A 17,009-nucleotide genomic window follows, 5' to 3' on the forward strand; every position below is an offset into this window, starting at 1 on the left:
CTGGCGAGCATGCCTCCATGGAGTGGTCATGAACTTCCCTTTGCGGACCTCTGACTCGCCGTGCCCGTGGCCAGTCATGGGGTGGGTGCTGACCTGGTGGGAGGCTGGGACTCGGCTCAACTGAGTGAACCCGCCGGTGTTCTGTGTGCTCTGACTCGATTCATGCAGGGCAGGAACCCCGGTTGACCAGTCAACCGGGGTTCCTGCGGTGCTGATTTGCAGTGTTCGCCATCACTCCAGCGAGGAGTAGAGCGCCGCCTCGAACGCGAGGTACTGGGTGAAGGACGTGGCGTCACCGAACGGCAGAATCTGCGTGGCCCAGAACCCCCCGTATCCATTCTTCTGGTCGATCCAGTAGAAGAGGTTGCCCAACCCTGCCCAGCCTTGGGCCCCTGCCGGGCGACCGGTCGGCGCCTCCTCGTCGTTGACCATGAATGGCAGGGACCAGGACTTGGCGGTGCCGGGGAAGAACTCCGCGTCGTTGGACAGGGTTGGGTCGACCCCCGGCAGCAGGGTGACCGAGAGGTTCTCGGGAAGGTGCCGCTGGACCGCCATACGGGCCGTCTCCTCCTGGAGGATCCGCCCCTGCGGTCCGTGACCATCGTTGAGCCACATGCGGATGAACTTCATGTAGTCACCGACCGAGCCGTACAGCCCGTGGCCACCCATGTCGACCTCCGGCGGCGAGGGCAGCTCGAGATCCATCGGGGTCAGTGAACCGTCGGCACCGCGGGCGTGCATCTGGGACAGTCGCTGGCGCCGCGGGTCGTCCAGCGCGAATGTCATCGAGTCCATCCCCAGCGGCCCAAAGATCTCGGTGTCGAAGACTTCACCCAACCTGCGGCCGGTGAGGCCCTCGATAACCTGTCCGACCCAGTCCAGGTTGGAGCCGTACTCCCACTTTGTGCCCGGATCGAACACCATCGGGGTGCGCAGCGCGGCCGGTGTCGCCGTGGTGACGCTGGGCTGCCCCTTCTCCTGCGCGAGCCGGTAGTAGTCCTCGTTGAAGAAGTCGTATGCGAAGCCCCCGGTGTGAGTGAGCAACATTCGGGTCGTGACGTCCTCGGTGGGGGCACGCAGGACCGGCTCCCCGTCGTCGTCGAACCCCTCCAGGACCTGGATCTCGCCGATCGCGGGGGCATAGGTACGGGCGGGTGCGTCGAGGTCGAGCTGCCCACGCTCGACGAGCTGTAGCGCGGCAGTGGCGGTGATGGCCTTTGTGGTCGACCACATGAGGAAGATGTCCTCGGTGGTCACCGGGTCGTTGCCGCCGGAGCGGCGGACCCCGGCCGCTGTTTCGTAGACTGTCTCGTTCGCGTTGGTCAGCATCGCTACGACGCCGGGGACCGGCGCCGGTCCGGAGACGGCCTGCTCGACCGCCGCGTCAGCGGCCTTGCGGAAAGTACTGTTCATCATCATTCCTCTGCTCTGGTGCGGAATCGGTGTGTGCTAGTCGTGGGTGGTTCAGCGCAGGGCGAAGCCCGTGTAGCCGGCCTCCGCCGCCTCGAGGGTCCGAGCGCGGTAGTCCCCGACCCCGCCGGTGTAGGACAGGACCCGTCGCGGTTTCCCCTCGATGTTGCCCCCGACATACCAGGAGTCGGTCTGCGAGATCAGGTTCGGGTCGGCGGTCGCGTCGTGGTGCGTCACCCAGGCCTCCTCACCCTCGGCCGTGGGCTCGATGACGCTCTTGCCGTTTTCCCGCATGTAACGGAGGCACGCCGAGATCCACTCGGTCTGCTGCTGCAGGCAGGTGGTCATGTTGCACAGCGCAGCCGACGGCGCGAGGGGCACCGCGGTCGTCAGCAGGTTCGGGTAGCCGTGCACCCCGAGCCCCATCGTGGTTCGGATGTCCCGGCCCCACTCCTCGGTCAGGGAGCGACCGTCCCGCCCGCGGATGTCGATGCGGGTCAGCGCACCGGTCCCGGCGTCGAAGCCAGTGGCCAGGATGATGACATCGAGCTCGTGGACGGTGCCGTCCGCCTGCTCGATTCCCTCGGGCACGATGCGGGCGATCGGGTTGTTCTTCACCCCGACCGCGTGCACGTTGTCTCGCCGGTAGGCCTCCAGGTAGTTGGACTCCAGCGGCACCCGGTGGGTCCCGAAGCCGTAGTCGGTCGGGACGAGCAGGTCGATCAGGGCCGGGTCCTGCAACCGGGCGCGCATCTTCTCCCGGACGAACTCCGAGACCTGCTCGTTGATCTCCCGGTCGAAGAACAGCTCGATGAACGAGGCCAGCCACATCTTCAGGGATCCGTTGGCGTGGACCTCCTCGAGCCGCTGCTGCCGTGCCTCGGGGGTCAGGTCGGCCCAGCTGTCCTCCCACTCGTACTCGAAGCCGGAGAAGGTGTGCGGGAGCACGCGACGGAACTCCTCGAACCGGTCCTTGTATGCCGTCACGTCCTCGGGCGTGTACGTCGGGTTGTGCATGGGCAGCACATACTGCGGGGTGCGGACGAAGACGGTCAGGTCGGCAACCTGGTCCGCGATCGTCTGGATGACCTGAATGCCGGTGGCGCCGACTCCCACGACCCCCACGCGTTTGCCAGCCAGTGCTACGTCATCGTGGGGCCACCGAGAGGTGTGGAAGATCGGGCCGCGGAAACTCTGCTGGCCCTCGAAGACGTCCTCCAGCGGGGCCGACAGCATGCCGGCGCAGGTGATGAGGAATTGGGTGTCGATGACCTCGCCCGTGTCGGTGCGCACCGTCCACCGCCCGGCGTCCTCGTCCCACGTGGCGCTCGTGATCGTCGTGGAGAAGGTGATGTCACGACGCAGGTCCAGCCGTTCGGTGATGTAGTGCAGCCAGCGCTCGATCTCCGGTTGGGCGGGGAAGCGTTCGCTCCAGCTCCAGTCCTTGTAGAGTTCCTCATCGAAGAGGTACTGGTAGATGTAGGCCTCCGAGTCGAACTTGGCCCCCGGGTAGCGGTTCCAGTACCAGGTGCCGCCCACGTCGCTGGCCGCATCGTAGGAAGCAACGTTCAGACCCTGTTCGCGCAGTTGGTGGAGCTGGTAGAGGCCCGCCACGCCCGCGCCGATGATCAGGGCGTCAAGCGTCCGGGTGGGTTCCGTGGCTGCGGGTGCAGTCTGATCCGTCAGCGTCATTGCTGTCTCCTTGGGTCAGGCGAATTAGTCCTGCCCCCATGCTGGATCGGTTCGGTGAGGGTGCGATGTCCCAAGTTGGGACATCCTCGGCCCTTGCTTCCTGTTCCCGGGCCAGGAAGACTCATGTGTCCTACGTCACGATGAGGGGTGAGTTAGCGTTGACCCAGCCCACCTGGCACGCAGCCTCCGCGGACTTCACCCGGGGGGTCAAACGCATCGCGGCCGCCCGGAAACAGTTCCTCACCGGTGAGGAACTGGCTGCCAAGGAGGGCGTCCCGGACGCCGTGGCCGCGTCCTGGCAGCGCAGCAGATCAGCCGGGGTCTTCCCCGACATCTACCGCGTGCCCTTCCATGACGATCTCGATCTCGACTCTCGCCTGGCGCGGTGCGCCAGGCCGGTCCTCGAACGCCTCAGCGCCGACATGTGCGATGTACCGGTCACGATCGTGCTGACCGACGCCAAGGCACGGATCATCGACCGCCGGGACTGCTCGACGTCCGTGGGCCGCATCCTGGACAGTGTCGACCTGAACCCCGGGTTCAGCTTCGAGGAGGAGCACGTCGGGACCAACGGCGTGGGCAGCGTGCTGGAGACCCAGGCGCCGGTCAGCATCATCGGCGCCTCGCACTTCAGTGAGGCCCTGGTGCCGTTCGCCTGCATCGGCGCGCCCATCCTGGACCCGCTCAGCGGTCGCGCCGAGGGGGTCCTGGACGTGAGCCTCCTGGCGGGCAACTGGACACCGCTGATCGACGCGATGGTCAACGCCGCAGCCGCCGACATCGGGCGGAACCTACTGCACGACCGCAGCAGGTCACAGCAGGCGCTTTTCGACGCCTACCTGCGGGTGGACAGCCGCACCCAGGAAGGTGTCATCGCCCTCGGTGGCAGCACCATCTCCAACCAGCGCGCCCAGCGGATGCTCTCCCCGGCGGAGTCGGAGACCGTCCAGGACCACGCCAGGTTCATGTCTTGGCGCCGAGACCGGAGCTCCGATGTGCTGGGGCTCGACTCCGGTCGGCAGCTGCAGATCCGGTCTCGCACGGTCCGCGCAGGCGGCGAGCCGGTGGGCATCGCGCTGACTGTCGCCGAGATCCCCCAGGGGGACGGAGCCGAGGCCCCGCGAGCGTCCGATCACGTCGCCAGAGTGCAGCCGCTGCCTCCGCATACTCCCGGCCTCCCGCGAGCACAGGCGCCCGCGTCGGCACCGCGCAATCCCGCCTGGGTTCGGGCGCAGGACACGGTGCGCACAGCCCTGGCCCTGCAACAGACCGCGGTCGTCATGGGCGAGCCCGGCACCGGTCGGCTCAGCCTGGTGCTCGAGAGTTTCCGAGAGCGCTGGCCCCAAGGGCGTGACGTCGCGATCGACTCCGGACAGTTGTCTGCCCGCGACCGCATCAGAGTCCCGAGGCAGCACTCGGGTGACACTCCTACGCTGGTGGTCCTGCGGGGGCTGGAGCACCTGCCGGCAGAGGCGATCGGTGTCGTGAACGCCTTCTTCACCGACCTCGCATCCAGGGCCCGGTCCAGCAGCGCGACGGACTCTGCTGCCCCCTGCCTGGTAGCGGCCACGCTCGGCACAGAGGTCGCCGACGAACTGCCGTTCCACCGCATCCTGGACCACTTCGAGCACTCGGTGACCGTGCCCGCGTTGCGCCACCGCACCACCATCCTGCCGACGCTGGTCAGCAGCATCCTGGCCGACCTGGCCCCGGGCCGACGGGTGCGCCTGCACGCCGCCACTGAGCGCGTGCTCCTCTCCTACTCCTGGCCCGGCAACCTCACGCAGCTCCGTGAGGTGCTGAAGTATGCACTGGAACGGCGCCCCGTCGGAGAGATCCAGGTCGACGACCTGCCGGGATTCTGTCGCAGTTCCTCCACGCGGAGGCTGACGACGATCGAGGTGGCAGAACGCGACGCCATCATCGTGGCGCTGGAGGAGCACGACGGCAACCGGGTCCGGGCGGCCGCAGCGCTCGGACTCTCCCGCAGTTCGCTGTACCGCAAGCTCAAGGCCTACGCGGTCACCGAGATCTGACCTGGAGGCGGTCCCATCACGCTGGCAAGCGACATGTGGTGCCTTCGGGCATGAACATTGAACCTAAGGAAGCGTTAACTTTGGAAAGTCCATCCTATTTTGACAGTGTCCGCAGCAGTCTCGAAGACCCGGAGGAGTTCTGGGGTGCCGCGGCGCAGGACATCGACTGGATCCGCCGGCCGCAGACGGTGTTGGACTCCTCGCGGGCCCCGTTCTATGACTGGTTCCCCGACGGGGTGCTCAACGTCTGTTACAACGCCCTCGACCGGCACGTGGTGCACGGTCGCGCAGACCAGACGGCCCTGATCTATGACAGTCCGGTCACCGGGACCCAGCGCAGTTTCACCTATGCCGAGCTGCTCGATCAGGTGGCCCGTTTCGCCGGCGTGCTGCGCAGCCTCGGTGTCGCCAAGGGTGATCGGGTGGTGATCTATCTGCCGATGATCCCCGAGGCCGTCATCTCGATGCTGGCCTGTGCGCGCATCGGTGCCGTCCACTCGGTGGTCTTCGGCGGATTTGCCCCGGCCGAGTTGGCCGCCCGGATCGAGGATGCCGAGCCGACCGTGATCGTCTCCGCGTCCTGCGGCGTCGAGCTCACCCGGATCGTGGAGTACAAGCCGATGCTCGACGAGGCCATCGAGCGCTCCAGCCACAAGCCGGCCCACACCGTGATCGTCCAGCGTGAACAGGCCACCGCGCAGATGGGCGAGCGTGACCTGGACTGGAAGACGCTGATGAAGCCCGACGCGATCCCGACGGCCGAGTGCGTCCCGGTGCAGTCCACCGACCCGCTTTACATCCTCTACACCTCCGGCACGACCGGAAAACCGAAGGGCATCGTGCGAGACAGTGGCGGCTATGCCACTGCCCTGCGCTGGTCGATGACCAATCTGTATGGCGTGCAGCCGGGTGAGACCTGGTTCTGCGGCTCCGACGTCGGCTGGGTGGTGGGCCACACCTACATCGTCTATGCCCCGCTGCTGACCGGTGCCACGACCGTGCTGTTCGAGGGCAAGCCGGTCGGCACCCCCGATGCTGGTGCCTACTGGCGGCTGATCCAGGAGCACGGGATCGTCGCAGCCTTCTCGGCCCCGACCGCGATCCGGGCCATCAAGAAGGTGGACCCGGACGCCAAGCTGCTGGCCGACTATGACCTCTCCTCCCTGCGCACGCTCTTCCTCGCCGGCGAGCGGCTCGACCCCGACACCTGGCAGTGGGCCACCGATGCCCTCGGCGTCCCGGTGATCGACAACTGGTGGCAGACCGAGACCGGTTGGCCCATCACGATCAACCCGATGGGCATCGGGGCGTTGCCGATCAAGCCCGGCTCCTCCGGGCCGGCCACCGCTGGCTATGACGTGCAGGTGCTGGACCCGACCGGGGCTCCTGTGGCCCCGGGCGTCGAGGGGGCGATCTGCATCCGCCAGCCCCTCCCGCCGGGCACGTTGCCCACGCTGTGGCGGGACGACGAGCGCTACGTCGACTCCTACCTGTCGGCCTTCCCCGGCTACTACCTCTCGGGCGACGGCGGCTATGTCGACGAGGACGGCTATGTCTTCATCATGGGCCGCACCGACGACGTGCTCAACGTGGCCGGCCACCGCTTGTCGACCGGGTCGATCGAGGAGGCACTGGCCGGTCACCCGTCCGTCGCCGAGTGTGCCGTCATCGGCGTGCGGGACGCGCTGAAGGGACAGGTCCCGCGTGCCCTCGTGGTCCTCAAGGCGGGCATCGAGTCGGACGCCGAGGGCGAGCAGGCGCTTCGGGCCGAGTTGATCAAGCGCGTCCGCTCCGAGGTCGGCGCCGTCGCAGCCCTCAACCGCGTGGACATCGTCGAGGCGCTGCCCAAGACCCGCTCCGGCAAGATCCTGCGCAAAACCATGCGCCAGATCGCTGACGGCGACGAAGCCTTGGTGCCCTCCACGATCGAGGACCTGACCGTCCTCGACGGGCTCCGAACAGTCCTGACTGGCGAGCAGTAGGTCGCGTGTCGCTTTTGGTCGAACATCCTCGTGATGCTCTGGGATCACTACAGCAGATGCTGTCGGTCATCGACCGTCTCACACACCCGCGTTCCCCAAAGTGTTGATCGCTGCGAATAAACAGGGGTGCTCCCTCGGGAGGAGCTCGTGAACAGTTGCAGATCGGAAGGAAATGCGGCCGCGACTTCCTCCATTCCGTACACAGTCTTGACGCCTCAGGCAGATCGTGGACTCCCACCGAGCTGTGACCAGTGGCCAGCCACGAGCTCAACAATAGGCCCACCGGGAAGCCCAACCCCCTACTTCGGTCGTAGTCCGCAGCGCGACAAATACGACTTTCTCCCGATGTGGCCAGGTGCCTTAGGGCGGCACGATTGAGGCATTCGTCAGAGGAGTGCACATGCCGATGAGCAGTGGGGAAAAACGTCAGCTCACACACGCAGCGCGCGAGGCCAAGGACCTGCCGTGCCGGATTCAACCGGACCTGTTCTTTGCCGAGCTGCCGCAGGAGGTGGAACAGGCCAAGGCGCTCTGCCTTGAATGCCCGTTGCGAGAGCTGTGCCTGCAGACGGGGATCGAACTGCGCGAGCCGTGGGGTGTGTGGGGCGGAGAGCTCATCGAGCGGGGCCGCATCATCCCGCGGAAGCGTCCGCGCGGCCGGCCCCGCAAGAACGAGGTCGCTGCCTGACGGCTGCCCCGTGGACCGATCGTCAGCCGAGCTGCTGTTCGCGGCGAGCCTCGGTCGGGCTCATGCCGAACTGGTTGCGGAAGACGCGGGAGAAGTGCGAGGGCGAGCCGAACCCTGAGCGTTGGCCCACCTGGGCGGCTGTCAGGTGCAGTCCCTCGGGTGTCGTGAGCAGCGTCAGTGCGTTCTCCAGGCGAACCTGCAGGATGGCTTGCGCGACGGTGGTCCCGTGGCTGGAGAAGATGCGGCTCAGGTGGCGCTGACTCAGGTTCAGCGCGCGGGCGATGCCGTCGACCGAGAGGTCCGGGTCGACGAGGTGACGCTGGATGAGGGCCATGGCCTCGGTGAAATAGTCCTTGGTCGAGTCCTTGGCCTGGCCGGACAGGCGCCGGAGGGCCTGCAGAGTTGCCTCGACGAAGGTCTCACCGAACTCGTGCGGGTTCACCCCGACGGGAGCCTCGAAAGCGTCGGTCAACACGTTGAGCAGGTGCCGTGTCGACTCACTGTCCACCCCGTTGCCGTTGTGCTGCATGACCTTGAGGTTGCGGAACGCGTCCTGCATGCCGATGTCGGCCAGGTGATAGCGCGGCACGCTGGCAACGATCGCGTGCATGCCCTCGGAGAACCCCAGGAGGAAGGGGGTGTCTGAGTCATAGATCGCCACCTCGCCCTGTTTGACGAGCACAGGGGAGGTGCCGTTGAAGTGGAAGGACTCGCCGGCCAGCACGAACGTGAACATCACGGAGTCCACCCGCAACTGCTGGGCCATCTCAGGAGTGCGCTCGACGGTGTGCGCGTTGCCGGTGATGTCGGCGACCGACAGGCCGTTGATGACAGCGCTGCGCATGGTGCCGACGACCCCAGTCTGCTGAGGTGAGCTGGCCTTCAGCCCGAGCAGGTGGCTGCGGTTGCGCGCCTCCCACACCGCGTTGCGCAGGGTGGGCTCGACATCCACGGTGCTGATCGTCTCCACACCGTGCTCGTCACGCGTCACCGCCGCCTCAAGTTGTGAGTCCACGCGGGGATGGCGGAGCAAGTGACTCATCGTCGATGCCTCTTCTCGCCGTCCTGCCAGTGCTCTGCATGCTAGCCAACGATTCTGATCGGGATCAGGACGTCACCGCGCCTTCACCCACGGTGGCGAGCCAGTCCAGGACCTGGGCCAGCACCTCGCGGGAGTTGGCCTCGAAGATCAGGCCGTGCCCGTTGCCCTCCACACCGTGATCGGGCAGGTGCAGCGAGGTGGTGACGGCCCCGGACCGCGTGAGGATGTCGGTGAACTCCTCCCGGAAGGCGGCAAAGGGTGAGGCTCCACCCGTGACCAAGGCAATGGGTATGCCGTGGAGCGCGGGCAGCGTGAGTGCTGCGGCTCCCGCAGCACTTGCCTCCGCAGTGTTGGCGAAGGCCGGCTCGGTCGTGATCGGCGCCGCGGTCAGCCCCCACGCCAGCGCGCCCATGCCGGGGAACTCCACGAAGGCCGGGCCCATCGGCTCGAGCGCGACGATGCCCTTGACCAGCTCCGGGCGTGCGTCCGTGACGAGCCAGCCGACCGGACCGCCCGCGGAGTGGGTGACCAGGACGGCCGGTCCGACCCGGTCCAGGACCTTGGCGAGCCGGTCGGCGTCGAGCTGCTGGGACAGGGCGAAGTCCGCAGGCAGCGGGCCCATGCCAGCGATCATCTGATCCATCTCAGCGCTGCCCGGGTCACGGTCCCACGGCCACGCGGTCTGCGCCTGCGCTGCGGAGTCGTCGGCGAAGAGCCCGCGTCCGGCCTCATAGGGGAACGGTCCGCCCATCGGGCCGATGACGTCGGGGTGATAGGGGGAGCGGCCGTGGCCGACGCGGTCCACCACATAGACCACATAGCCCGCCTCGACGAGCAGTCGTGCCCAGCCGGGCCGGCCGTCGGGGGTGGTCATCCAGTCGGTGCCCTGGCCGCCGCCTCCGTGGACGAGCACCAGCGGGTGGGGATGGAGGACCTCCTCCGGCGTCTCCCACTCCACGTGCATCGGGCCAGCTTGGACATGGACCTCCCCGGCCTGCACGACCTCGCCCGGGATCCAGAAGTTGCCGCGACGGGTGCGCAGCAGGGGCGTGTCCTGATCGAGGTGGGGAGGGGGCGTCGTCAACGTCATGGGCTCTCCTGTGAGGCTGCGTTTGTCGATTCCGGACATCGTGGGTGTCCCGTGCCCGTCCTGCGAGCACCAACGCCCAGGATGTCCGGTTGAGACCAGGGTGATGGCTGATTCGGGACAGGTTGGCCTGCGGCGTGCTCGAGTGACACCCCGTCGTGCCGTGGGCTCAGCCCAGGATCGAGGACAGGAACCGGCGGGCGACCGGAGACAGCGGGGCGTCCCGGCGCCACAGCACCACCAGGAACAGGGAGGGGAGCCCGCCCTCGACCTCGACCGTGGCCAAGGCGGTGAGCTGCTCGGCCACTCCAGCGCCCAGCACGCTGACGGCCAGGCCACCGGTGACCAGGGACAGCCCGGTGTGCGGGGTGGAGGCCTCGATGACCCGGGCCGGTCGCCGGCCGGCCCGCGCGAAGACCTCGTCCAGCGCCTCCGGCAGGATGCGCAGCCCGGGGATGCGCATCGGCAGCACCCAGGGGTGATCGAGCAGCGAGCTGAGCGCGACCGGTCCCGGCCCCACGCTGGTCCAGGACCGGGGGACGACCAGCTCCAGCGGCACCTCGACCGAGACCGCCGCCTGCAGGGACTGCGTGAGCGCGGTGGTCAGCACGTCGGGCTCGGCCGACGGGATCACCGCGAGATCGACCTCGCCGCGCGTGACCAGGTCAAGGAGCCGTCCCGGTGGAGCGTCCACCAGGCTGACGGAGACGTCCTGGTGCTCGCCGAGGAAGCGCTGCACCTGCTGACTCACCAGGCTCCACAGCCCGATCGGCTCGGCCCCGATCCGGAGCTCACCACTGAGGCCCGCGCCCATAGCCCGCATGGACTCCTGGGTGCGGGTCGCGTCCCCGAGGAGTTGGCGGGCCGCCACCATCAGGTGCTCCCCGGCCTCGGTCAGGGCCACGCCGCGGGGCAGCCGGTGGAAGAGCGTCACCCCCAGGTCCTTCTCGAGGTCACTGATGGCCAGGGACAACGGTGGTTGCGTCATGTGCAACCCACGCGCCGCAGCCGTGATCGACCCCTCCTCGGCCACGGCCACGAAATAGCGCAACTGACGCAGATCCATACACACAGCATATGGATGACGCCTGTGATCGGTAGTTGTTGATTGCCCTCGCGCCGCGCAGAGTGGGAACTCTCATCACCGACGAGAGGAACGGCCCATGGCTGAGTTCAACGACGGCATCACCGAGACCGAGGTGCCGCAGGCCGATCTCGTGGAGACCGACGTCGTCATCGTCGGGTCCGGCCCGGCCGGGGCGTCTGCCGCGCTGTTCCTGTCCACCCTCGGGGTCAGCAACATCATGGTCACGAAATATCGCTGGACGGCCAACACTCCCCGGGCGCACATCACCAACCAGCGGTCCATGGAGATCTTCCGTGACATGGGCATCGAGGACCAGGTGCTGGCGGACGCGACGCCGCACCACCTGATGGGCGACACGGTCTTTTGCACCTCGATCGCCGGCGACGAGCTGGGCCGGATCCAGACGTGGGGGACCTCGCCCGACCGCGAGGGCGACTACGTCAAGGCCTCCCCGTCCCTGAACTGCGACATCCCTCAGACCTATCTCGAGCCGATCCTGGTCAAGAACGCCACGGTCCGCGGCACGCACTCGCGCTTCTCGACCGAATACCTGGGCCACACCCAGGACGACAACGGCGTCACCGTCGACGTGCTCGACCGCCTGGACGGGCGGACCTACCAGATCCGCTGCAAATACCTGATCGGCGCCGACGGGGCCCGCTCCAAGATCGCCCAGGAGCTCGAGCTGCCCTTTGAGGGCGCGATGGACATCGCCGGCTCGATGAACATCACCTTCAAGGCAGAGCTGACCGAGCTGGTGGGCCACCGACCCTCGGTCCTCTATTGGGTCGTCCAGCCCGGCTCCAACATCGGCGGGATCGGCGCCGGCCTGTTCCGCATGGTCCGCATGTGGGACGAGTGGCTCATCGTCTGGGGCTATGACATCAACCAGCCACCGCCGGAGATGGACGAGGCCAAGGCGCTGGAGATCGTGCACTCCATGATGGGCCGCGACGACATCGACGTGGAGATCCTCGGTTACAGCCTCTGGGGCAACAACGAGATGTATGCCACCCACCTGCAGAAGGGCCGGGTCTTCATCGCGGGCGACGCTGCGCACCGGCACCCGCCGAGCAACGGCCTGGGCTCCAACACCTCCGTGCAGGACTCCTACAACCTGGCCTGGAAGATCGCCGCCGTGCTGAGCGGCCGGGCGGGGGAGGGCCTGCTCGACACCTACTCGGTCGAGCGCGCCCCGGTCGCCGAACAGATCGTGACCCGGGCCAACCAGTCCTCGCGCGAGTTTGGCGGCATCTTTGACGCGCTGGGCATGACGGCGGCCCGCAACGTCGAGGAGGTCCAGGCGGCCCTGGACGAGCTCAAGGCCGACACCACGGCGGGCGCGGCCAAACGGCAGGCGCTCGCCGAGGCCTTCGAGATCAAGAACTACGAGTTCAACGCCCACGGTGTTGAGCTGGGTCAGAACTATGCCGGATCCTCGGCCATCGTCTCCGACGGCACGAGCCTGCCAGCGCCGCAACGGGATCCGCAGCTCTACTACGAGCCGCACACCACGCCGGGGGTCCGACTCCCGCACGCCTGGGTCGGCTCGTCGGCCACCAAGGTGTCCACCCACGACCTCGCGCCCTATGGCCAGTTCACCCTGTTCACCGGCAAGACCGGCAAGGCCTGGGTGCAGGCCGCAGAGCAGGTCGCCGCCGAGCTCGGGGTGGCGCTGCAGGCCGTCGTGATCGGGCCGGGCGAGGAGATCCAGGACCTCTATTTTGACTGGATGAAGCTGCGCGAGGTGGACGAGGACGGTGCCGTGCTCGTGCGCCCCGACACCCACGTCGGCTGGCGCTCGGCCTCGCTGCCCGACGACCCCTCCGGGGCGCTGCGCGACGCGCTGGCCCAGTTGCTCCACCAGGACAAGTGAGCACCCGTATGCCGTTCACTCACGACTCCCTCGCCCAGCGGGTCATCCTGGGGTCGGGGCAGGCGAGCGCGGCTCTCGCCGCGGAGATCGAGCGGCTCGGCGGACGCCGCGTGATGGTCATCGCCGGTGAGCACGAGGCCGCGCTGGCGGACCAGGTGGTGGCCGATCAGTCGGTGGAGCTGCGCTGGGGCGAGGTGCGCCAGCACGTCCCGCTGGAGCTGGCGCAGCGTGCCCGGGCCGCCGCGAGGGAGGCCGGGATCGACCTCGTCGTCAGCGTCGGCGGTGGCTCGACCACCGGGCTGGCCAAGGCGGTCGCGATGGAGGTCGATGTCACGATCATCGCCGTGCCGACGACCTATGCCGGCTCGGAGGCCACCAACGTCTGGGGGCTGACAGAGGACGGCACCAAGACCACGGGGGCCGACCCGCGGGTGCTGCCCACGACCGTGATCTATGACGCCGAGCTGACCACCTCCCTGCCGGTCGACCTGACCGTCGCGTCCGGTCTGAACGGCCTGGCGCACTGCGTGGACTCGTTGTGGGCCCCGCGCGCTGACCCGATCAACCTGGCGATGGCGCTGGAGGGTGCCCGCGCTCTGGCGCTCGGGCTGCCCGCGGTCGTCGCCGACCCGCAGGACCTGGTCGGCCGGGAGCAGTGCCTCTATGGCGCCTATCTGTCGGCGGTGGCGTTTGCCTCGGCCGGCTCGGGCATGCACCACAAGATCTGCCACGTCCTCGGCGGGGCCTACGACCTGCCGCACGCCCCGACGCACGCGGTGGTGCTGCCCTACGTCCTGGCGCACAACGCCGCCGCCGTCCCGGCCGAGGCGGGCCGTCTGGCGCTGGCCCTGGGGGCCACGCCGACCCAGGTCGAGGCCGACCCGGCGCAGGCAGCGGTCGACGCCCTCGAGGAGTTGCGGGTGGCGCTGGACGCGCCCCGCAGCCTGGCCGAGGTCGGTCTGGCCGAGGGTGACCTGCCCGACGCCGTCCAGCGGTCCCTGCCCAAGATCCCCGAGTCCAACCCCGTCCCGGTGACGCAGGCATCCCTGACCGGGCTGCTCCGCTCCGCCTGGGCGGGCGACACACCAACCCTGCACCGCCACCCGTGACCGACGAAGGAGTCGAGATGACTGAGCAAGCTAGCCCCACGGCATACCCCCAGCCGTTGCCCCCAGAGAAGACCGCCGGTGACGACGGCACCCGCACCATCACCGTCTCGGCCGAGCAGGCCGCCCGCGAGCAGGCCCTGGTGGAGGAGGTGGTCGCCAGTTTCGACGGTGCGGAGTCGGCGCGGCTGAAGCAGATCATGCAGGCCCTGACGCGGCACGTGCACGCGTTTGCTCGCGAGGTGCGCCTGACCGAGCAGGAGTGGGGCGCGGCCATCGAGTTCCTGACCGCGGCCGGGCACATCACCACCGACACCCGCCAGGAGTTCGTCCTGCTCTCCGACACGCTCGGGCTGTCGATGCAGACGATCGCCATCAACAACGAGGCGCACGGGGACGCGACCGAGGCGACCGTCTTCGGGCCGTTCTTCGTCGAGGGCGCACCCGAGATCGCGAACGGGGAGGACATGGCCTTCGGTGCGGCCGGGCAGCCGTGCTGGGTGGAGGGTCGGGTCACCGACGCGGACGGCAACCCGGTCCCCGGCGCCCGCATCGAGGTGTGGGAGGCCGACGAGGACGGCTTCTATGACGTGCAGTATGGCGACGGGCGCACCGCCGCCCGGGCGCACCTGTTCAGCGAGGACGACGGGACCTATCGGTTCTGGGGGATCACGCCGACGCCCTATCCGATCCCCTATGACGGGCCGGTCGGCAAGATGCTGCAGGCGGTGGGTCGCTCCCCGATGCGCACCTCGCACCTGCACTTCATGGTCACTGCCGAGGGGCAGCGCACCCTGGTGACGCACATCTTCGTCGACGGCTGCGACTATCTCGGGCGCGACTCCGTCTTTGGCGTCAAGGAGTCGCTGATCAAGGACTTTGCCGTCCAGCCCGCCGGGACGCCGACCCCGGACGGTCGGGTCGTCGAGGGCGACTGGGCCACCGTCCGGTTCGACATCGTGCTGGCGCCCGCGCAGGAGGTTGACGGCGAGGACGTGCACTGGGTCGCGGTGCAGCAGGAGGGCTAGGCGGCCGGATGTCCGCCTCAGACAAGGGGCGCGGGCGCAGGGCTTGTCTGAGGCAGACGCCGCGCTGTGCCAGGGCGGACAGATTTGCTGGCGTCGACCGCGCGTTGGACGCCGGCGACTTCACTGAGATGACGGCAGGACATTGGCGAGAGGAAGGCCCGACATGCAGGACACATCGGCAGCTGACGAGATCCAGGACGTCTTGACGGGCCTGGGCGAGGCGCTCGCGGCACGGGACGTGGACCGCGCCCTGACGTTCTTTGCGGAGGACTGCTATTGGCGTGACTTCGTCTCCTTCACCTGGAACATGATCACGCTCGAGGGCCAGGATGCCATCGCGGACATGTTGCGTGAGCGGCTCGAGGATGTGCAGCCGGACGACTGGGCTCCCGATGACGCGGTGCCGGCTCGGCGTGACGGCGGGGTCACTGAGGGCTTCATCCGCTTCAGCACGAGCGTGGCCCACGGCTATGGCTATGTCCGCCTCAGGGACGGCAAGATCTGGACGCTGCTCACCACCGCGCAGGACCTCAAGGGCCACGAGGAGCCCGGCTCGCTGTCCCGCCCGCTCGGGCTGGTCCAGGACGAGCAGATCGGGGAGCCCACGTGGACCGACCGCCGCGACGCCGAGCGCGCCGAGCTCGGGGTCACGCAGCAGCCGTATGTGCTCATCGTCGGCGGCGGACACTCCGGGATCATCCTGGCCGCCCGGTTGCGCCAGCTCGGTGTGCCCGCGCTGATCGTGGAGAAGAACGAGCGGGCGGGGGACAACTGGCGCAAGCGCTACAAGACCCTGCAGCTGCACAACCCGATCTGGGAGAACGAGCTGCCCTATTTGTCCTTCCCGGACAACTGGCCGATCTACATGAACAAGGACAAGTTCGCCGACTGGCTCGAGTCCTACACCAACGTCATGGAGCTCAACTTCTGGGGCGGCGCCGAGGCCACGAGTGCGCGCTTCGACGAGGAGACCTCGACCTGGGAGGTCGAGGTCGAGCGGCACGGTGAGAAGGTCACTCTGCGCCCCAAGCAGCTCGTGATGTCGACCGGCTCTCACGCCCGGCCCACGATCCCGGACCTGCCCGGGCGTGATGTGTTTGAGGGGATCCAGCAGCACTCATCTGAGCACCCTGGCCCGGACGGGTTGGAGGGCAAGAAGGTCGTGGTCGTCGGCTCGGGCACCTCGGCCCACGACATTGCCGCGGCCCTGGCTGCCCGCGATGTCGACGTGACCATGATCCAGCGCTCGCCGACCTATGTGGTCAAGCCCGACAGCTTCAACAAGCACGTCCTGGGGGCGTTGTATTCGCAGGAAGCAGCCGCGAACGGGGTCACGCCGGAGAAGGGCGACATCCTGGCCGCGTCGTTTCCTTATGCGCTGTTCTTTGACGTCCAGAAGGCTGGCGTCGACAAGATCCGCGAGATCGACGCCGAGTTCTATGAGGAGCTCGGCAACTCCGGCTTCCTGCTCGACTTCGGGCCCAGGGATGGCGGGCTGTTTGCTCGGGCCATCACCGGCGTGAACAACTACTACATCGACGTGGGCGCGGCTCAGATGATCATCGACGGCCGGCTCAAGGTCGCCAGCGGTTCTGGTGTCAAGGAGCTGCGCGAGCGCAGCGTGATCCTGGAGGACGGTCGCGAGCTCGACGCCGACGCGATCATCTATGCCACCGGCTTCACCTCCATGAAGGGGGCGATCGCCGACCTCATCTCTCCCGAGGTGGCCGAGCGCCTCGGGGAGATCTCGGGCATCGGATCCGGGGAGGGCACCGACCCTGGCCCGTGGGAGGGCGAGATCCGCAACATGTGGAAGCCGGTGGACCAGGAGGGGCTGTGGTTCCACGGAGCCCTGATCGCGCACGCCCGTTCCTACTCGCGCTATCTCGCCCTGCAGTTGAAGGCTCGGATGGAGGGCATGCCCACCCCGACCTATCGGCTGGAGGAGGCTCGGGACTCGTCGCTGGTGTGACAG

Annotated in this window: 12 protein-coding genes; 7 read left to right on the top strand and 5 right to left on the bottom strand. The window is 68.0% G+C overall.

Annotation, left to right across the window (positions count from 1 at the left end; all coding sequences use genetic code 11):
• Positions 1-231 precede the first annotated feature (231 nt).
• Entirely contained in the window at positions 232-1,413 is a 1,182-nt protein-coding gene (gene acmB / locus NF556_RS06265; RefSeq protein ID WP_252594628.1) for a methyl acetate hydrolase AcmB, read from the bottom strand.
• Positions 1,414-1,464: 51 nt separating this feature from the next.
• A complete protein-coding gene (locus NF556_RS06270) occupies positions 1,465-3,102 on the bottom strand; it encodes a flavin-containing monooxygenase (protein ID WP_252594629.1) in 1,638 nt (545 codons plus the stop codon).
• Between the two features lie 158 nt (positions 3,103-3,260).
• Here NF556_RS06270 and NF556_RS06275 point away from each other — a divergent pair, with 158 nt between their 5' ends.
• The 3 genes from NF556_RS06275 to NF556_RS06285 all read left to right on the top strand — a co-directional run bounded on the left by NF556_RS06275 (position 3,261) and on the right by NF556_RS06285 (position 7,808).
• Positions 3,261-5,138 carry a sigma-54-dependent Fis family transcriptional regulator gene (locus tag NF556_RS06275; RefSeq protein ID WP_252594630.1) on the top strand — a complete coding sequence of 626 codons (1,878 nt, stop codon included), beginning with the start codon at positions 3,261-3,263 and terminating at the stop codon, positions 5,136-5,138.
• 50 nt (positions 5,139-5,188) lie between these two features.
• Positions 5,189-7,120 carry a propionyl-CoA synthetase gene (locus NF556_RS06280; protein WP_252594631.1) on the top strand — a complete coding sequence of 644 codons (1,932 nt, stop codon included), beginning with the start codon at positions 5,189-5,191 and terminating at the stop codon, positions 7,118-7,120.
• 400 nt (positions 7,121-7,520) lie between these two features.
• Positions 7,521-7,808 carry a WhiB family transcriptional regulator gene (locus tag NF556_RS06285; protein ID WP_252594632.1) on the top strand — a complete coding sequence of 96 codons (288 nt, stop codon included), beginning with the start codon at positions 7,521-7,523 and terminating at the stop codon, positions 7,806-7,808.
• 22 nt (positions 7,809-7,830) lie between these two features.
• Here the strand turns inward: NF556_RS06285 and NF556_RS06290 are convergent, their stop codons facing one another.
• The 3 genes from NF556_RS06290 to NF556_RS06300 form a co-directional block, all read right to left on the bottom strand.
• The gene (locus tag NF556_RS06290; RefSeq protein WP_252594633.1) at positions 7,831-8,850 is read right to left on the bottom strand and encodes an AraC family transcriptional regulator; all 1,020 of its coding nucleotides are present in this window, start codon (positions 8,848-8,850) and stop codon (positions 7,831-7,833) included.
• A 64-nt stretch (positions 8,851-8,914) separates the two neighbouring features.
• The gene (locus NF556_RS06295; RefSeq protein ID WP_252594634.1) at positions 8,915-9,940 is read right to left on the bottom strand and encodes an alpha/beta fold hydrolase; all 1,026 of its coding nucleotides are present in this window, start codon (positions 9,938-9,940) and stop codon (positions 8,915-8,917) included.
• Positions 9,941-10,106: 166 nt separating this feature from the next.
• A complete protein-coding gene (locus NF556_RS06300) occupies positions 10,107-11,003 on the bottom strand; it encodes a LysR family transcriptional regulator (RefSeq protein ID WP_252594635.1) in 897 nt (298 codons plus the stop codon).
• Between the two features lie 97 nt (positions 11,004-11,100).
• Here NF556_RS06300 and NF556_RS06305 point away from each other — a divergent pair, with 97 nt between their 5' ends.
• The 4 genes from NF556_RS06305 (at position 11,101) to NF556_RS06320 (ending at position 17,006) form a co-directional block, all read left to right on the top strand.
• Positions 11,101-12,900: an FAD-dependent oxidoreductase gene (locus NF556_RS06305; protein ID WP_252594636.1), complete on the top strand. Its 1,800-nt coding sequence runs from the start codon at positions 11,101-11,103 to the stop codon at positions 12,898-12,900.
• An 8-nt stretch (positions 12,901-12,908) separates the two neighbouring features.
• The gene (locus tag NF556_RS06310) at positions 12,909-14,009 is read left to right on the top strand and encodes a maleylacetate reductase (protein WP_252594637.1); all 1,101 of its coding nucleotides are present in this window, start codon (positions 12,909-12,911) and stop codon (positions 14,007-14,009) included.
• 17 nt (positions 14,010-14,026) lie between these two features.
• Positions 14,027-15,034 (top strand): intradiol ring-cleavage dioxygenase, encoded by a 1,008-nt coding sequence (locus NF556_RS06315; RefSeq protein WP_252594638.1) that lies wholly within the window; start codon positions 14,027-14,029, stop codon positions 15,032-15,034.
• A 163-nt stretch (positions 15,035-15,197) separates the two neighbouring features.
• Positions 15,198-17,006 (top strand): NAD(P)/FAD-dependent oxidoreductase, encoded by a 1,809-nt coding sequence (locus tag NF556_RS06320; RefSeq protein ID WP_252594639.1) that lies wholly within the window; start codon positions 15,198-15,200, stop codon positions 17,004-17,006.
• The last annotated feature ends 3 nt before the right edge of the window (positions 17,007-17,009 follow it).

The sequence above is a fragment of the Ornithinimicrobium faecis genome (assembly GCF_023923225.1).
GTDB lineage: Bacteria > Actinomycetota > Actinomycetes > Actinomycetales > Dermatophilaceae > Ornithinicoccus > Ornithinicoccus faecis.